The following is a 16,165-nucleotide window of genomic DNA, read 5'->3' on the forward strand; positions in this document are numbered from 1 at the left end:
GGGGCCTGACGCGGGCGACCCGTACGCCGGGCCGCCTCCCTGCGCGCCGCCGTAGCGGGACGGGGCGTACGACGGCCCGGGCCGCGGCCCGAACCCGCCGCCCGGCGAACCACCGGGACCGCCCGGACCGCCGGGACCGCCCGGACCGCCGGGACCGCCGAGCCCGGGCGCGGCGCCGACGGGCAGGATGCGCGGATGCCGCCGTTGGAACGCGGCCGCGACGAGGAAGGCGCCGATGACGCCCCCGACGCCGATCACGACGACGGCGATGACGGCGGGCGTCACCCAGGCGGGCCGGTGGATGATCGTGACGTCGCCCGGGTCGCGGTCGGCGAAGCGCTTCCCGCCGGGCTTGCCGGCCGACGCGGTGGACGCGCCCTTGGCGAGCGTGTCGGCGGCGGTCAGGGCGCGCTGGGCGTTGACCTCGCCGAACCCGACGTCCGGTCCGTAGCCGCTCTTCGGCCCGTAGCGGGTGCTCTCGATGAGGGCCTGGGAGACCAGCGCGGGCGCCATCTTCGGGTGCCGCGCGCGGATCAGCGCGGCGATCCCGGAGACCAGGGCGCTGGCGTCGCTCGTGCCGTCGGAGACGTAGTAGTCGCTGCCGGGCCCGGCGACGGGCAGGCCCGCGCCGGGCGCGGACAGCACGACCGACAGGTTGCGGTTGGAGAAGGGCGCGCGGTCGTGCGACGGCTGCGTCGCGGCGACCGCGATGACGCCCGGGTAGGACGCTGGGTAGGAGTACGGGGAGAAGCCGTCGCCGTCCACGAGGCCGGGCTCGTCGCCGTTGTTGCCGACCGCGGACACCACGACGACGCCCTTGCCGATGGCGTAGCCGATGGCGTCGCGCTCGGCGGGGATCTCGGTGTCCCGGCCGGGGAGGCTGATCTTGCCGAGCGACAGGTTGATGACGTCGGCGCCGTGGTCGGCGGCGTACCGGATGCCCTTCGCGACGGCGTCCTCGGCCTCCCGCGAGCTCCGGTAGCGGGCGTAGCTCGGGTCCTCCTTCTCGCCGATGACGCGGATGGCGAGGACCCGCGCCTCCGGGGCCATGCCGATGATGCCGTCGCGGCCGCCCGGCCCGTGGCCGTGCCCGGCGATCAGCGACGCCATGTTGGTGCCGTGCAGGTGGGCGGGCTTGGTGTTGCCGTCGATCTCGGCGAGCATGTTCGGGCCGACGGTGACGGACCCGGCGATGTCCTTCTGCTTCGGGTCGACGCCGGAGTCGACGAGGGCGACGGTGACGTTCCGGCCCTTGGTGATCTTCCAGGCGGCGTCCATGCTCAGCTCGTCGAGGACGCCGCGCTGCCGGTCCCGGACGATGTCGGCGCGCGCGGGCGACGGGACGAGCGGCACGCACGCGCCGGCGAGCGCCACCGCGAGCAGCGCGCGGGCCGTCGTCGGCGTACGCCGCCCGCGTGCGGTCTCCGCGCGGCGCGTCCGCGCCCGCGTCAGCATTTCCACCCGCGCGCGTGGCAGTCGGGCAGGGCCTTGGCGGAGAGGGTCCGGGCGATCGTGGAGCCGAGCTGGGGCGCGATCGAGAACGGGTCGCCGGGCCGCTCCTTGCGGACGGCGGAGGCCGGGCGGCCGTCCGACTCGCCGGAGGTGGTCAGCACGACGTAGGGGCCGCCGCGGTCGGACGTGCGGTCCTGGCGGGCGGCGTCGGTGAACCGGGCGGACGCGGTGCCGGGGAACGGGGCGGCGCGCAGCGCGGGGCTGACCCCGCCGCCGCCCGGGCCCTGCGAGCCGGGGATCGCCTTGTAGGCGCGGTCGGCGGCCCACGGGTCGGCGAACGCGACGACGCCGACGGTGACGACGATGCCCTGGAGCCGGTCGGTGTAGGTGGCGCGCAGGACGGCCTTGCAGCCCTGCTGGAGGAGCGGCTCCGCGAGCTCCTGGTCGACGCCGGTGGCGCAGTTGGTGTCGGGGACGATGCCGGTCCGGGACGCGTACTCGCCGCGCCCGTTCCCCGGGCTGTAGGTGATCTTGCTGGGGAAGATCCGTTCGGCGGGCCAGGCCCGCCACCGCTGCGCGACCTCGGCCTTGGCGGCCCACTCGACCTCGGCGTTGGTGGGGTCGCGGTGCAGCTCGGCCCAGACGCCGCCGATCGCGATCGTGCCGGTGACGAGGTAGACGCAGCCGACGACGATCGCGGCGACCATCCACTGGCGGGCGCGCAGCCCGAGGACGGTGAGCGAGGGCTCCTGCGGCGCGCCGGGCCCGGCCGCACCGGGTCCGCCCGCGCCCGGCCCGCCCGCGCCGGGCGTTCCCCAGCCGGGCGTTCCCCAGCCGGGCGCGCCCGGCATTCCGGGCATGCCGGGACCCCGCATACCGGGGCCGGGCATGCCGGATCCCGGGGGCGCCATGGGCCCGGGCGGTCCTCCGGGCACGCCGGGGCCCGGTCCTGGCGGACGGCCCAGGGGCGCGCCCGGCGGCGAGCCGGAGGGAGCCGGGGGGCCGGGCCGCGTGTGCGGGCCTGGCGGGGGCGGCTGCTGGGAGGGGGGCAGGAATGCCACAACAGCCAAGATTAACTCTGGTTCATGACATTCCGCCCTTCCAACGGGGTGAGGGGACCCGTCCTAACCCGGACGCCCGCCCCGGACGAGCGGAAGGGGCCCCTCCGCAGAGAGGCCCCTCCGTCACGGCGGGATGCGCGGCGAGGTCACCGGTCGATGGTCCGGCGGGCCTCCTTCGCGGCGTCCTTGACCTGCTCGCCGACCTGCTTGGCGCCGCCGGCGGCGCGGTCCTTGCGGCCCTCGGCCTCCAGGTAGGGGTCGCCGGACTCGCGCCCGGCCTCTTCCTTGCCCCGGCCCTTGGCCTTCTGGGTCTTGTTCTTGAGCTTGTCGAGGATGCCCATGGCTCCTTCTTCCGTACGAGGTCCGTACGTGGTTCCGGTGCCCGGCACATCCCGATCTATGCCGCCGGAGGGGAGACGCCCGCCACACCGCGCCGCGTCCCGGACCGGCCGGCACCGGCCCTGGCATGGGCGTTTCCGGCCACCGCCCTTCGGGGAATGCGGGCGGACATGGCAAGGTTGTCCCGTGAGGGGACGACGACGTCCCGCCCCCGTAACAGCCGAGCGTCAGCACAGGAGCACCCACCGTGTCGTTGCCACCTCTGGTCGAGCCCGCAGCGGAGCTCACCCGCGACGAGGTCAACCGCTACTCGCGGCACCTCATCATCCCCGACGTGGGGATGTCCGGGCAGAAGCGCCTCAAGAACGCCAAGGTCCTGGTCGTCGGCGCGGGCGGTCTCGGCTCCCCCGCGCTGCTCTACCTGGCCGCCGCCGGCGTCGGCACCCTCGGCGTCATCGACTTCGACGTCGTGGACGAGTCGAACCTGCAGCGCCAGATCATCCACCGGCAGTCCTCGCTCGGCAAGCCGAAGGTCGAGTCGGCCGCCGAGACCGTCCGTGAGATCAACCCGCTGATCGACGTCGTGGTGCACGACACCGCGCTCGACCGCGACAACATCATGGACATCTTCGGCCAGTACGACCTCATCGTCGACGGGACCGACAACTTCGCGACCCGGTACATGGTGAACGACGCGGCGGTGCTGCTCGGCAAGCCGTACGTGTGGGGCTCCATCTACCGGTTCGACGGCCAGGCGTCGGTGTTCTGGGCCGAGCACGGCCCGTGCTACCGCTGCCTCTACCCGGAGCCGCCGCCGCCCGGCATGGTCCCGTCGTGCGCCGAGGGCGGCGTCCTCGGCGTGCTGTGCGCGTCGATCGGCTCGATCCAGGTGAACGAGGCCATCAAGCTGCTGACGGGCATCGGCGAGCCGCTGGTCGGCCGGCTGATGATCTACGACGCGCTGGAGATGACGTACCGGTCGGTCAAGGTCCGCAAGGACCCCGAGTGCCCGCTGTGCGGCAAGAACCCGACGCAGACCGAGCTGCTGGAGGACTACGAGGCCTTCTGCGGCGCGGTGTCGGAGGAGGCCACCGAGGCCGCCAAGGACTCGACGATCACCGTCCTGGACCTGAAGGCCATGCAGGACCGCGGCGACGACATCTTCCTGGTGGACGTCCGCGAGCCCAACGAGTACGAGATCGTCTCGATCCCGGGCGCCACGCTGATCCCGAAGGGCGAGTTCCTGAACGGGTCGGCGCTGGAGCGGCTGCCGCAGGACAAGAAGATCGTCCTGCACTGCAAGTCGGGCGTCCGCTCGGCGGAGGCCCTCGCCGTGGTGAAGAACGCCGGCTTCGGCGACGCCGTGCACGTCGGCGGCGGCATCCTGGCCTGGGTGAAGCAGATCGACCCGAGCCAGCCCAGCTACTGACGCGCTGACACCGAGCCCCCGGATCCGCCCGCGGATCCGGGGGCTTCGTGCTGCCCGGGCCCCCGGCGCCGCCGAAGGCGTGCCGCCGCCCGGGCCGGTCACTCCTTGGCGGGCGGGCTGTAGGTGAGGCCGAGCGGCGGGGCGATCTCCTGGAGCATGATCTCGAACATCGGGGCGGCGTCCTCCAGCGCGAAGCTCAGGTGGCCGAACGCCTCCAGGCTGACGCTGCCCTGCAGGCGCACCCAGCACTTGAGGAACTGCTGGATCACCCCGAGCGGGAGCGCGACGCCGAGGCGCTCCTCGCGGTAGCGGCGCAGCTGCGGCAGCAGGGCGGGGTCGATCTCCTCGTCGGGCGGGACGGGGAACGGCTTCTTCTGCCACAGCTCCAGGAACAGCGCCATGAACGTCCAGCCGAACTGGCGGGCGCACTCCTCGGCGAAGTCGGTCTGCTCGTCGGGGTCGAGGCCGCGGATGGGGGCGCCGAACAGCAGCGCGTACTCGCGGGGGTGGCCGAGCGACCAGCGGCGGAACTGCCGCGCCACGGACAGGAACTTGCCGCTCATGTCGTCGTGCGGCACCTGCGCGATGGCGGCCTGCAGCTCGGCCGTCAGCTCGGTGTAGATGTCGCCGACGACGTGGCGCAGCAGCTCGGAGTGGCTGTCGTAGTAGCGGTAGAGCGCGGGCGCGGTCATCCCCATCTCGCGGGCGATGGCGCGCAGCGTCACCGCCTCGGGCCCCTGGTCGACGAGGATCCGCCGCGCGGTCTCGGAGATCTCCCGGACCGTCGCCTCGCGCAGCCGGTCGCGCCGTGTCGTCACGCTCCGCCCCTCTTCCTCCCCGCGGCCGTCACCGGCCGCCCCCGCATGATTCCCCAAAAACACCATTGACGAAAGTGAACGTCATATGCAAAGTTTACAGCGTTCGCTAGTTTACGGCGTTCACCGATGTGACGCGGTGTAACAAGTAGGGGGAACGACGATGTTCGAGCGATGGGGCAGGTGGTGCACCGCCGCCGGCGCTGGGTGCTCGCGGTCGCGGGCGCCGCGCTGGTCTTCGCCGGCGTATGGGGGACGGGCGTGTTCGGCGCGCTCACCTCGTCCGGCGGCTTCGACACGCCCGGCAGCGAGAGCGCGAAGGCGACGGCGATCGCCGAGCGCGACCTCGGGCGCGACCAGGCCGACGTGGTGATCCTCTACAAGGGGCGCCCCGGCATGACGGTGGACGACCCGGCCTACCGCGCGTCCGTGGAGAAGGCGCTGGCCGCGCTGCCCCAGGGCAGGGTCGCCGGGACGGCCACCTACTGGACGACCAAGGCGCCGCAGTTCGTCAGCAAGGACCGCGGCTCCACCTACGCCGTGCTGCAGCTCACCGGCAAGGACGAGGCGGCGCGGCAGGACTCCTACGACGCGGTCAAGGACGACCTCACCGACGCCGGCGGCGGGCTCACCGCCAAGGTCGGCGGCCGGCTCGGCACCCAGACCGCGATCAACGAGCGGGTCTCCTCCGACATCGGCCGGGCCGAGGGCATGGCCATGCCGGTGCTGCTGGTGCTGCTCGTGCTGATCTTCGGCGGGCTGGTGTCGGCGAGCCTGCCGCTGCTGATCGGCGGCCTCGCCATCCTCGGCTCGTTCACCGCGCTGCACGCGCTCACCTACGTCACCGACGTGTCGATCTTCGCGGTGAACATCACCACGTTCCTCGGGCTCGGCCTCGCCATCGACTACGGCCTGTTCATGGTCAGCCGGTTCCGCGAGGAGATCCGCCGGGACGGCGCGACCGCCGAGGACGCGCTCGCCGCGACGATGGCCACCGCCGGCCGCACGGTCGCGGTGTCCGGCGTCACGGTCGCGGTGTCGCTGTCCGGGCTGCTGCTGTTCGACCAGAACTTCCTCGTCTCGATGGGCTACGGCGGCATCGCCACCGTCTTCGTCTGCATGCTCGGCGCGCTGACCGTGCTGCCGGCGCTGCTGGCCGTCCTCGGCCCGAAGGTGAACGCGCTGGCGATCCGGCGCCGCCGCAAGGCCGCCGGAGGCGGGCGCGGCGAGGCGGACGGCTGGTGGGGCCGCCTCGCGCACAGCGTCATGCGCCGCCCGGTGGTCTACGCCGTCGCCACCGTCGCGCTGCTGCTCACGCTCGGCAGCCCGTTCCTCCACATCAACTGGGGCGGTGTGGACGCCAAGGTGCTGCCGTCCGGAGCCGACGCCCGGGTCGTCTCCGAGGCGCTGCAGAGCGACTTCCCGAGCAACCCGACCGAGGCGATCCAGGCCGTGGTGACCGGCACGTCCGACCGGGCCGCGATCCAGGCGTACGGCGACCGGCTCGCGGCGCTGCCCGGCGCGACCGGCGCCACCGTGACCGGCGCGAAGGGCGAGACGACCCGGATCGCGCTCACCTACTCCGCCGAGCCCGACTCCGCCGCCGCGCGCGACCTGGTCCACCGCGTCCGGGACGTCCCGGCGCCACCCGGCGCGCACTCCTACATCGGGGGCGGCACCGCCGACGTCGTGGACCAGCTGTCCAGCATCGGCGGCACGCTGCCGTGGCTGGCGCTGCTCGTCGGCGGCGTCACGTTCGCGCTGCTGTTCCTGGCGTTCGGGTCGGTGGTGCTGCCGCTGAAGGCCATCGTGATGAACATGCTGTCGCTGTCGGCGACGTTCGGCGTGGTCGTGCTGATCTTCCAGGACGGGCACCTGTCCGGCCTCCTGGACTTCACCGCGACCGGCGCCATCTCCCCGTCGATGCCGATCCTGATGCTGGCGATGCTGTTCGGCATCTCGATGGACTACGAGGTGTTCCTGCTGTCGCGGGTCCGCGAGCAGTACGACCTGACCGGCTCCAACACCACCGCCGTCGCGAGCGGGGTGCAGCGCACCGGCGCCATCATCACCAGCGCCGCGCTGCTGTTCATCGTCGTGATCGGCGCGTTCGCCACGTCCGGCGTCGCGTTCATCAAGATGACCGGCGTGGGGATGGCGGTCGCGATCCTGGTGGACGCGACGGTCGTCCGGGCGCTGCTGGTGCCGGCGACGATGCGGCTGCTCGGCCGCGCGAACTGGTGGGCGCCCGGCCCGCTCGCCCGGCTCTACGGGCGGTACGGGCTCCGCGAGGGCGACGCCCCGGCACCGCCGCGCGCGTCGGAGCCGGTGTCCGCGCACTGAGCCCGCCTCACCCTCCCGGCCCCGGCCCCCTTCGCGGGGTGCCGGGGCCCGGTCGCGAGAAAAGGGCGCCAAGAATGGCAAAGCGCTTGTGGACCGATGCACCCGGCGGGAAACTGAATGACGTTCGCCCGGCGCCGTTCGTGTGAGAACGACCGCGACACCCCGCGCCCGGCGGCCTTCTTCCCACGGTTCACGGGTACTCCCCTGGAGGCATCATGCCCACGCTGGCGACCACCGAGGCCGAGATCGCCCTCGGCCACCTCGAGCGCCTGACGGAGGAACTGCGCTCGCGCGGCTGGACGGTGGAGCTGGCCCCGCCGTCGGACCGCTGGCCCTCCGCCCTCGTCGCCAACCCCGAGATGCGGATGTTCAACGAGAACGTCATCGCCGTGCAGGAGCGCTCCGACGACTCCTGGTCGTACTTCTACAGCTGGGGCGAGCGGATCGCGCCCTGCACCGACCCGTCCGCCGCCGCCGCGCTGCTCGGCCGCGTCCTCGCCACCCGCCGCGACAACTGACCCCCGCCCCGCCGCGACCCCGCCGCCCTGCCGACCTGCCGCCACCGCCGCGAGAACTAACTCACATTCCGGACGGTCTGGCGATCAACGCAGGTCAAATAGCATGTTGCTCATGCTCTGGACGCGTTACGCGGCGATCGGCGACTCCTTCACCGAAGGGGTCGGCGACCCCTGTGAGGGGGGCGCCGCCGGCGGGGGCTGGCGCGGTTGGGCGGACCGGGCGGCGGCCGAACTCGCCGCCCGGTCGAACGGACCCGGCGCCGCCCGGTTCGGCTACGCCAACCTCGCGATCCGCGGCCGGCTGCTGGACCGGATCGTCGACGAGCAGCTCCCCGCCGCCCTGGACCTGAAGCCCGACCTCGTGTCGGTGTCGGGCGGCGGCAACGACCTGCTGCGCCCCGGCCTGGACGTCGACGCGCTCGCCGCCCGGATGGACGAGGCCGTCGCCGCGATCCGCGCCGCGGGCGCCGACGCGGTCCTGTTCACCGGCGTCGACCCGGTCGGCTCCCCCGTCATCCGGCGCACGCGCGGGCGCGTCGCCGTCTACAACGAGCACCTGCGGGCGATCGCGGCCCGCCGCGGCGCGTTCGTCGTCGACCAGTGGTCCATGGACGTCCTGCGCGACTGGCGGATGTGGGGCGTCGACCGCCTGCACATGTCGCCCGAGGGGCACCGGCGCGTGGCACTCGCGATGCTGGAGGCCCTCGGCGTCCCGGACGCGGGCGACTGGCGCGAGCCGGAGCTGGAGCCGCTTCCGGAGCTGAGCCGGGGCGCGCAGCGGCTCGCGAACGCCCGCTGGGCGCGCGGCTACCTGGCCCCGTGGATCGGGCGGCGGCTGCGCGGCCGCTCGTCCGGCGACACCGTCACCGCCAAGCGCCCGGTGCTCGCGCCGATCGAGTAGCCGTCAGGCCGACTTGCGGGTGCGGCTCTTCGCCGGCTCCTTCTTGCCGCTCGACTTCGAGGCCGTCTTGCGGCCACGCGACGCGGGCTTCTTCTGCGTCTCCTTCTCCGACGAGGCCGCCGCCTTGCCGCCGCCCCCGCCGCCGCGGCTCTTCTTCGCCGCCTCCACGCTGGCGCGCAGCGCGCTCAGCAGGTCCGCCGCGGGCTCCTCCTCGGCCTCCTCGGACGGCCGCGTCACCTCGCGCCCCTCGACCTTCGCGTCGATCACCGCCTGGAGCGCCTCCCGGTAGGCGTCCTTGTACTCGGTCGGGTCGAAGTCCCCCGCCATCGAGTCGATCAGCGACGACGCCATCGACAGCTCCTGCTTGCGGACCTCGATGTCCTCGTCCAGGAACGGGAAGTCGGGCTCGCGGACCTCGTCCGGCCACAGCATCGTCTCCAGGACGAACACGCCGTTCCGGACCCGCAGCGTCGCCAGCGACTCGCGCTGCCGCAGCGCCACCTTCACGATCGCGACCTGGTCGGAGTTCTCCAGCGCGTCGCGCAGCAGCACGTACGGCTTCGCGCCCTGCGCGTCCGGCTCCAGGTAGTACGACTTGGCGAAGTAGATCGGGTCGACCTCGGACTCCTCGACGAACTGGAGCACGTCGATGCGGCGGCTGGTGGACAGCGGCAGGTCGGCGAAGTCCTCGTCGGTGAGGATCACCATCTCGCCGCTCGGCAGCTCGAAGCCCTTCGCGATGTCGGAGTACGGCACCTCCTCGCCGTCGACGGTGCAGACCCGCTTGTACCGGATCCGGCCGCCGTCCTCCCGGTGCACCTGGTGGAAGCTGACGTCCCGCTGCTCGGTCGCGGAGTACAGCTTCACCGGGATCGTCACCAGCCCGAACGAGATAGCGCCCTTCCAGATGCTCCGCATGCCGTTGTCCTTACCCAGCCCGGTCCGCTCCTCCCCTAGCGTCGCAACCCCGTTCGATTTGCGCCACAACGGGCCCTTGATCCTTTTCTTGGGCGCGGGCATCGGGTAAGACGCCGGTATGACCATGCCATGGCCCGTCGAGCCGATGATGGCCGCCACCGGCGACCTCCCCGACGACGGCGGGCGCTGGGGCCTGGAGCTCAAATGGGACGGCGTCCGGGTCGTGTCGCAGGTGTCGCCGGACGGCGTCCGCGCCACCGGCCGGCGCGGGAACGACGTGACCGCGCGCTACCCCGAGCTCACCGCCCTCGCCGACCTGCTGCCCGACCACGACGCCGTGCTGGACGGCGAGGTCGTCGCGTTCGAGCAGGGCCGGCCGAGCTTCGAGCGCCTCCAGCGCCGGATGCACGTGTCGGAGCCGCACCCCCGGCTGATCCGCGAGGTCCCCGTCCGGTACGTGGTCTTCGACGTGCTGTTCCTGGACGGCCGCGTGCTCTACGACGTCCCCTACGCCGAGCGGCGCGCGCTGCTCGCCGGCCTCGACCTCGCCGGCAGCGGGCCCGTCGAGGTGCCCCCCTACCTGCACGGCGGCGACACCACCCAGGTCGGCGAGCTGCTCGCCTTCACCATCGAGGAGCACCTGGAGGGCCTGCTCGCCAAGCGGCTGGACTCCCCGTACCGGCCGGGCCGCCGCGTCGACTTCTGGCGCAAGGTGAAGAACTTCCAGACCCGCGAGGTGGTCGTCTGCGGCTGGAAGCCCGGCCGGGGCCGCCGCGAGGGCGGCGTCGGATCGCTGCTGCTCGGCGAGTACGACCCGAAGGGGGCGCTCGGGTTCGTCGGGCACGTCGGCACCGGCTTCAGCGACCGCGCCCTCGACGAGCTGTACGAGGCGCTGTGGCCGCTGCGCCGCCCGACCAGCCCGTTCGACGAGCCCGTCCCGCGCGAGCACGCCCGCGACGCCCAGTGGGTTGAGCCGCGCCTCGTCGGGGAGGTCGCCTACAGCGCCCGCACCAGGGACGGCCGCCTCCGCTTCCCGTCCTGGCGCGGGCTGCGCGACGACAAGGACCCCCTGGAGGTCACCAGTGAGCAGTGACGCCCCCGCGCGGGAGCACGCATGGTGAGCGGCGGACGGCAGGTCGAGGTGGAGGGGCGCCGGCTGAACCTGTCCAACCTCGGCAAGAACCTGTACCCCGAGTTCACCAAGGGCGAGGTCATCGACTACTACGCGCGGATCGCGCCGGTGATGCTGCCGCACCTGAAGGACCGTCCGGCCACCCGGATCCGCTGGCCGGAGGGCGTGGACGGCGGGAAGTTCTTCGAGAAGAACGCCCCCTCGCACACGCCGGACTGGGTGCGGACGGCGGAGATCCCCACGCCGGGCAGCTCGTCCGGCCGCGAGACGGCGGACTTCGTCGTCGTCGACGACCTGCCGACCCTCGTGTGGTGCGCGAACCTCGCCGCGCTGGAACTGCACGTCCCGCAGTGGAAGGTCGGCCCGCGCGGCGGCCTGCACGCCCCCGACCTCGTGGTGTTCGACCTGGACCCGGGGCCGCCCGCGACGATCGTGGAGGCGTGCGAGGTGGCCGCGCTGCTGCGCGACGTGCTCGCCGAGGACGGCTTCGACTCCTACCCGAAGACCAGCGGCAAGAAGGGCCTGCACCTGTACGTGCCGATCAAGGAGCCGAACGAGGCGGCGCGGACGTCGGAGTACGCCAAGGCCGCCGCGCAGCGCCTGGCGTCGGAGCATCCGGACCTGGTCGTCGCGAAGATGGAGAAGCGGCTGCGCAAGGGCAGGGTCTTCGTGGACTGGAGCCAGAACAACCCGGCGAAGACGACCGTCGCGGCCTACTCGCTGCGCGCCGCGTCGAGCCCGTCGGTGTCCACGCCGATCACCTGGGACGAGCTCGGCTCCTGCGAGGACGCCGCCGACCTGGTCTTCTCCCCCGACGAGGTGCTCGGCCGGGTCGAGAAGCACGGGGACCTGCTGGAGCCCCTGCTGGACGGGCGCCGCCGCGCCCTGCCCTGACCCCCAGGGCGCGCTTCCGTCCCGGGCCACCTGACACGATCTCTCACTTTCCGGGCGCCGTATGTGTCCGAACCGCCACGCTCCGGCGTCGACTTCCGCCACCATGAGCACGGGGACGCCATGTGAGCGGGGACACACCCGCGGTGCGGAAGGAAGATCAGTTGTCGCAGAACCATCACTACGACGCCGTGGTGCTGGGCGGGGGGACGGCGGGAGAGCTGGTCGCGACCGGCCTCGCCCGCGCCGGGCGCGACGTCGCGCTCGTCGAGAACCGCCTGGTCGGCGGCGAGTCACGGTATTTCGCGTGCGTTCCGTCCAAGTCGCTGCTGCTGTCGGCGCGGCGCGGCGAGACCTGGGAGATGGCGGTCGCCCGCCGCGACGCCCTGACCGGGCACCGCGCCGACGAGCGGATCGTCGCCGGGATGGCCGAGGAGGGCGTCACCGTGCTGCGCGGCCGCGGCCAGGTGACCGGCCCCGGCCGGATCGAGGTGGACGGCGCCGAGCACGGCTTCGGCGACCTCGTGCTCTGCACCGGCAGCGAGCCGGTGATCCCGCCCGTCGACGGCCTCGCCGACGTCCCGCTGTGGACGAGCGACGGCGCCCTCTCGGTGCCCGACCTGCCGCGCCGGCTCGTCGTCCTCGGCGGCGGCCCGGTCGGCTGCGAGCTCGCGCAGGTGTACGCGGCGTTCGGGTCGCAGGTGTCGGTGGTCGAGGCCTCGGGGCGGCTGCTGACCGCCGAGGCCCCGTTCGCCGGCGAGGTGCTCGCCGACGCGCTCCGCCGGATGGGCGTCGACCTGCGGCTCGGCGCCGACCTGTCGCACGTCGAGCGCAAGGAGTCGGGGCTGCGGCTGTGGCTGTCGGACGGCGGCACCCTCGACGCCGACCGGATCCTCGTCGCCGCCGGGCGCCGCCCCCGGGTGGAGGGACTCGGGCTGGAGACGCTCGGCGTCGCCACGTCCCCCGGCCACGGCGTGCCGGTGGACGAGACGTGCCGGGTCCCGTCGTCGTCCGGCGACGTGTGGGCGGCCGGCGACGTCACCGGGGTCGCCCGGACCACGCACGCCGCCCGCTACCAGGCGCGGCTCGTCCTGGCGAACCTGCTCGGCGAGCACCGCGCGGCCGACTACCGCGCGATCCCCCGGGTCGTGTACACCACCCCCACCGTCTACGCGGTCGGGATCTCCCCGAAGCAGGCCGAGGAACTCGGAATAGACCTGCTCACCGCCGGGTACGACCTCGCCGCGACGGCGCGGGCGGCGGTGGAGGCCGACGAGCGCGGCCGGGTCGAGCTGTACGCCGACCGCTCCCGCGGGCTGCTGATCGGCGCCGCCGCGGCCGGACTCTACGCTGAGGAGTGGATGAGCGAGATCGCGCTGGCCATCCGCGCGGAGACGCCGCTGAGCGTGCTCACCGACGTCGTGCACGCGTTCCCGACCTACGGCGAGTCCGTGGAGGCGCCGCTGCGGGAACTGGCCGGGCGCCTGTGACGGACCTTCCGATGGGCTCTTCCGAGGAGGACGCGTGATGAGCGAGACCGACGACCTGGAGCGGGAGCCGCTGCCCGACGACGCCAACGAGGCCGACACCGCCGAGCAGCGGGCCGATCTCGACGAGGAGGGCGAGGAGGCGACCGAGTGGGCGGCGCAGCTGCCCATGGACGTCAACGAGGCCGACGCCGCCGAGCAGCACCGCGAGATCCCGCTCGACGAGGACGACTACCGCTGACCGCCGGCGGCCCCCCGGCCGCGGTGCCCGGCCGCGGCGGACGAGGCGTCCGGCTGCGGCGGGGCGCCGCCGGAAATACACTGACCTGCGCGCGCGAGGAACGTCGGCGGTCTTTGTTAGTGACCCACGAGGTTACCGGCGCGTAGGATGGTGGGATTGTTTCCCCGCGACGGACACCCTCTACCGTCGCACTGATCTGGTGATCGGAGAGTGTGGTGACGGCTACCCCGGACGCCCGCCCCCGTGGCACGCGCCTGCCGCGGCTGGCGCGCCGCAGGCAACTGCTCGGCGCGGCCCAGGAGGTGTTCGTCGCGCAGGGGTACCACGCGGCGGCGATGGACGAGATCGCCGAACGTGCGGGAGTCAGCAAACCCGTGCTCTACCAGCACTTCCCGGGCAAGCTGGAGCTGTACCTGGCCCTGCTGGACGAGCACGCCGAGGCGCTGGTGAAGACCGTGCGCGACGCGCTCGAGTCCACCACGGACAACAAGCTGCGGGTCCAGGCGAGCATGCAGGCGTTCTACGACTTCGTCGCCGGCGACGGCGAGGCGTACCGGCTCGTCTTCGAGTCCGACCTGCGCAACGTGGCGCCCGTACGGGCCCGCGTCGACCGCGCCAACCAGCAGTGCGCCGAGATGATCGCGCAGGTGATCGCCGAGGACACCGGCGCCGCCAGCGACGAGGCGCACCTGCTCGGCATGGGCCTGGTCGGGATGGCCGAGGTCAGCGCCCGGTTCTGGCTCTCCCAGCAGCGCGTCGTCCCGAAGGACACCGCCGAGAAGATCATCGCCCGGCTCGCCTGGCGCGGCATCTCCGGCTTCCCTGCGCTTTGATTGCAAGGCCCTTGGCGGTCGGGCCCTAGGGGCCCTCCCTTCGGCGGGCCCTGCGTGCGATCGCTGCATCGCTCCGGCTCGGCCCTGGGGGCCTCGCTGCGCGATCAAGTTCTCGCTTCGCTCGAACTTGGCTTCGCTCGCGATCGCGACGGTTCGGGTCGGCGCGTGGCCGGGGTTGCGGGCTGATGTGGTCGCGTCCGTGATCGTGCGACCATCGTGGGAGACCGCCGGTCGTTCGGCGGTACGGGACGGACGAGGGGAGCAGCGCGTGCAGGTTCGCATCGGCGTGCAGAACGTGCCGAAGGAGATCGTCGTGGAAACCGACCAGTCCGCCGACGAGGTGCAGGAGGCCCTCGCCGGCGCGCTGGCGGAGCCGCGCGGGGTGTTCGTGCTGAAGGACCGGCGCTCGGGCCGGGTCGTCGTCCCCGCCGAACGGGTCGGCTACCTGGAGATCGCCGAGGACGAGCGGCGCGGCGTGGGGTTCGGCACCCAGTACGCGTGACGGGCGGGCGCGGCACCGCTTTGCCGGGACCGTACCCGGCTTGACCAGGACTTTGTTTCATTCCGGCAGAACGGGCATACCGGACTGCGACCACGGGCCCGAGGGCGACTCCGGGCCCACGGAAACGGAATGGACTGATCTGACATGCTCACGACGATCCTCTGGTTCATCGTCGTCGGTGCCGTCATCGGGGCGCTGGCACGGCTCCTCGTTCCCGGTCGCAACCCGATCGGGATCCTGCTGACGATCGCGGTGGGCATCGTCGGCGCGATCCTCGGCGGGGTGATCGCGAGCGCCCTCGGCGCCGGCTCGATCATCGCCTTCGTCTTCGCGCTGGTGATCGCGGCGCTCGGCGTCGCGGCGCTCACGTCGGCGAACACCCGCGGCCACGGCTGGCGCCGCGGCCGCCGCCGCAGCCGCACCTTCTGACCGCGCCTCCCAGAGGCGGCACAGGCCCCCGCCGCACCGGCGGGGGCCGTCGCCTTTCCGCCGCTACGGCGACGGGACGGGCACGCCGGCCGCACGGAAGACCTCCGGCCGGACGAACCGGCCGAGCCGCCGGTAGGGCACGCTGAACGGCCGCCAGGCCCGCCCGCACGCCATGCTGTAGCCCAGCGCGGGCTCCGGCGGGTAGAAGTCGATGCCCGTGCGCATCGGCATCACCTGGACGTTGCCGTCCCTGATCATCGCGGGCGTGACGTCCCCGCCGTCCGGGTCCGGCGACTCGTCCTCGCACAGCGAGCCGCCGCCGGGCCCGTACTCGATCAGCAGGCGGGTGAAGGCGCGGGTACCGGCCGCCGTGAGCGCGTCCGCCCGGAAGAAGTCGCGGGGCGGCACGGCGCGCCCGGTGGTGAGGTCGACGGTGACCATCTGCGCGAGCGCCGTGTTCCTCGTCAGGACCGTCCCGCTGTAGGCGTACCGGACGGAGAACAGCTTCGGCCCGTTCAGGCCCACCTGGTAGGTCACCTTGCCCGTGTAGGGGGTCGGCGGGTCGGCGGTGCCGGTGAACGCGGACAGCTCACGGCCGGCCGTCCGCGCCCAGGTCTCGGCGGGCTCGCGGACCGCCGCGTTGACCTTAGCCTGCAGCGCGGCGGGCAGCCCGCTCAGCTGCGGGTAGCTCGCCGTGACGCGCGTGGCGGGATGGCCGGTCGTCCGGACGACCGACACGGGCCGCACCCTCAGGTCCGTCCGTACGTGCGGGGTTCCGCCCCCTGAGGCGGCCGTGTAGGCGCCCGCGCCGCCTGCCGCGAGCGCCGCGGCGGCCGCGACCGCTGCGGCGACCTTGGCGCCGGTCGCCGCGAAC

17 protein-coding genes are annotated in these 16,165 nt (G+C 73.3%); 11 read left to right on the forward strand and 6 right to left on the reverse strand.

Annotated elements, in window-relative coordinates; translation table 11 throughout:
* From F9B16_RS40760 to F9B16_RS40770, 3 genes are all read right to left on the reverse strand, one after another.
* Positions 1 to 1,455, reverse strand: a 1,455-nt coding sequence (locus F9B16_RS40760) for a S8 family serine peptidase (RefSeq protein ID WP_151545615.1), incomplete at its 3' end; no start/stop codon positions are given.
* The gene (locus tag F9B16_RS40765) at positions 1,449 to 2,312 is read right to left on the reverse strand and encodes a hypothetical protein (protein WP_151545616.1); all 864 of its coding nucleotides are present in this window, start codon (positions 2,310 to 2,312) and stop codon (positions 1,449 to 1,451) included. The genes F9B16_RS40765 and F9B16_RS40760, both read right to left, overlap by 7 nt.
* A gap of 347 nt (positions 2,313 to 2,659) precedes the next feature.
* Entirely contained in the window at positions 2,660 to 2,854 is a 195-nt protein-coding gene (locus tag F9B16_RS40770; RefSeq protein ID WP_151545617.1) for a CsbD family protein, read from the reverse strand.
* 245 nt (positions 2,855 to 3,099) lie between these two features.
* Between F9B16_RS40770 and moeZ the strand changes: the two genes are divergently transcribed.
* On the forward strand, positions 3,100 to 4,281 hold the full coding sequence (moeZ, locus tag F9B16_RS40775) for an adenylyltransferase/sulfurtransferase MoeZ (RefSeq protein WP_151545618.1): 1,182 nt from the start codon (positions 3,100 to 3,102) through the stop codon (positions 4,279 to 4,281).
* A gap of 98 nt (positions 4,282 to 4,379) precedes the next feature.
* Here the strand turns inward: moeZ and F9B16_RS40780 are convergent, their stop codons facing one another.
* Positions 4,380 to 5,099, reverse strand: a complete 720-nt coding sequence (locus F9B16_RS40780) for a TetR/AcrR family transcriptional regulator (protein ID WP_151545619.1) — start codon at positions 5,097 to 5,099, stop codon at positions 4,380 to 4,382.
* A gap of 171 nt (positions 5,100 to 5,270) precedes the next feature.
* Between F9B16_RS40780 and F9B16_RS40785 the strand changes: the two genes are divergently transcribed.
* From F9B16_RS40785 to F9B16_RS40795, 3 genes are all read left to right on the forward strand, one after another.
* The gene (locus F9B16_RS40785) at positions 5,271 to 7,439 is read left to right on the forward strand and encodes an MMPL family transporter (RefSeq protein ID WP_151545620.1); all 2,169 of its coding nucleotides are present in this window, start codon (positions 5,271 to 5,273) and stop codon (positions 7,437 to 7,439) included.
* 215 nt (positions 7,440 to 7,654) lie between these two features.
* On the forward strand, positions 7,655 to 7,957 hold the full coding sequence (locus F9B16_RS40790; RefSeq protein WP_151545621.1) for a hypothetical protein: 303 nt from the start codon (positions 7,655 to 7,657) through the stop codon (positions 7,955 to 7,957).
* Positions 7,958 to 8,069: 112 nt separating this feature from the next.
* Entirely contained in the window at positions 8,070 to 8,858 is a 789-nt protein-coding gene (locus F9B16_RS40795; protein WP_225992383.1) for an SGNH/GDSL hydrolase family protein, read from the forward strand.
* Between the two features lie 3 nt (positions 8,859 to 8,861).
* Here F9B16_RS40795 and ku read toward each other — a convergent pair whose 3' ends face one another.
* Positions 8,862 to 9,776 (reverse strand): non-homologous end joining protein Ku, encoded by a 915-nt coding sequence (gene ku / locus F9B16_RS40800; protein ID WP_151545623.1) that lies wholly within the window; start codon positions 9,774 to 9,776, stop codon positions 8,862 to 8,864.
* Positions 9,777 to 9,894: 118 nt separating this feature from the next.
* Between ku and ligD (F9B16_RS40805) the strand changes: the two genes are divergently transcribed.
* The 7 genes from ligD (F9B16_RS40805) (at position 9,895) to F9B16_RS40835 (ending at position 15,291) form a co-directional block, all read left to right on the forward strand.
* A complete protein-coding gene (gene ligD, locus F9B16_RS40805) occupies positions 9,895 to 10,869 on the forward strand; it encodes a non-homologous end-joining DNA ligase (protein WP_151545624.1) in 975 nt (324 codons plus the stop codon).
* Between the two features lie 21 nt (positions 10,870 to 10,890).
* Positions 10,891 to 11,802: a non-homologous end-joining DNA ligase gene (gene ligD, locus F9B16_RS40810; RefSeq protein WP_151545625.1), complete on the forward strand. Its 912-nt coding sequence runs from the start codon at positions 10,891 to 10,893 to the stop codon at positions 11,800 to 11,802.
* A gap of 161 nt (positions 11,803 to 11,963) precedes the next feature.
* Positions 11,964 to 13,289 carry a dihydrolipoyl dehydrogenase family protein gene (locus F9B16_RS40815; RefSeq protein WP_225992384.1) on the forward strand — a complete coding sequence of 442 codons (1,326 nt, stop codon included), beginning with the start codon at positions 11,964 to 11,966 and terminating at the stop codon, positions 13,287 to 13,289.
* A 37-nt stretch (positions 13,290 to 13,326) separates the two neighbouring features.
* Complete coding sequence (locus tag F9B16_RS40820) at positions 13,327 to 13,527, forward strand: hypothetical protein (protein ID WP_151545626.1); 201 nt, start codon at positions 13,327 to 13,329, stop codon at positions 13,525 to 13,527.
* Between the two features lie 215 nt (positions 13,528 to 13,742).
* A complete protein-coding gene (locus F9B16_RS40825) occupies positions 13,743 to 14,360 on the forward strand; it encodes a TetR/AcrR family transcriptional regulator (RefSeq protein ID WP_151545627.1) in 618 nt (205 codons plus the stop codon).
* 268 nt (positions 14,361 to 14,628) lie between these two features.
* Entirely contained in the window at positions 14,629 to 14,862 is a 234-nt protein-coding gene (locus F9B16_RS40830; protein WP_151545628.1) for a DUF3107 domain-containing protein, read from the forward strand.
* Between the two features lie 144 nt (positions 14,863 to 15,006).
* Positions 15,007 to 15,291 (forward strand): GlsB/YeaQ/YmgE family stress response membrane protein, encoded by a 285-nt coding sequence (locus F9B16_RS40835; protein WP_151545629.1) that lies wholly within the window; start codon positions 15,007 to 15,009, stop codon positions 15,289 to 15,291.
* 63 nt (positions 15,292 to 15,354) lie between these two features.
* Here F9B16_RS40835 and F9B16_RS51630 read toward each other — a convergent pair.
* On the reverse strand, positions 15,355 to 16,165 hold an 811-nt coding region (locus tag F9B16_RS51630), incomplete at its 5' end, for a polysaccharide deacetylase family protein (protein WP_192809232.1).

It is taken from the genome of Actinomadura montaniterrae (assembly GCF_008923365.1).
Lineage (GTDB): Bacteria > Actinomycetota > Actinomycetes > Streptosporangiales > Streptosporangiaceae > Spirillospora > Spirillospora montaniterrae.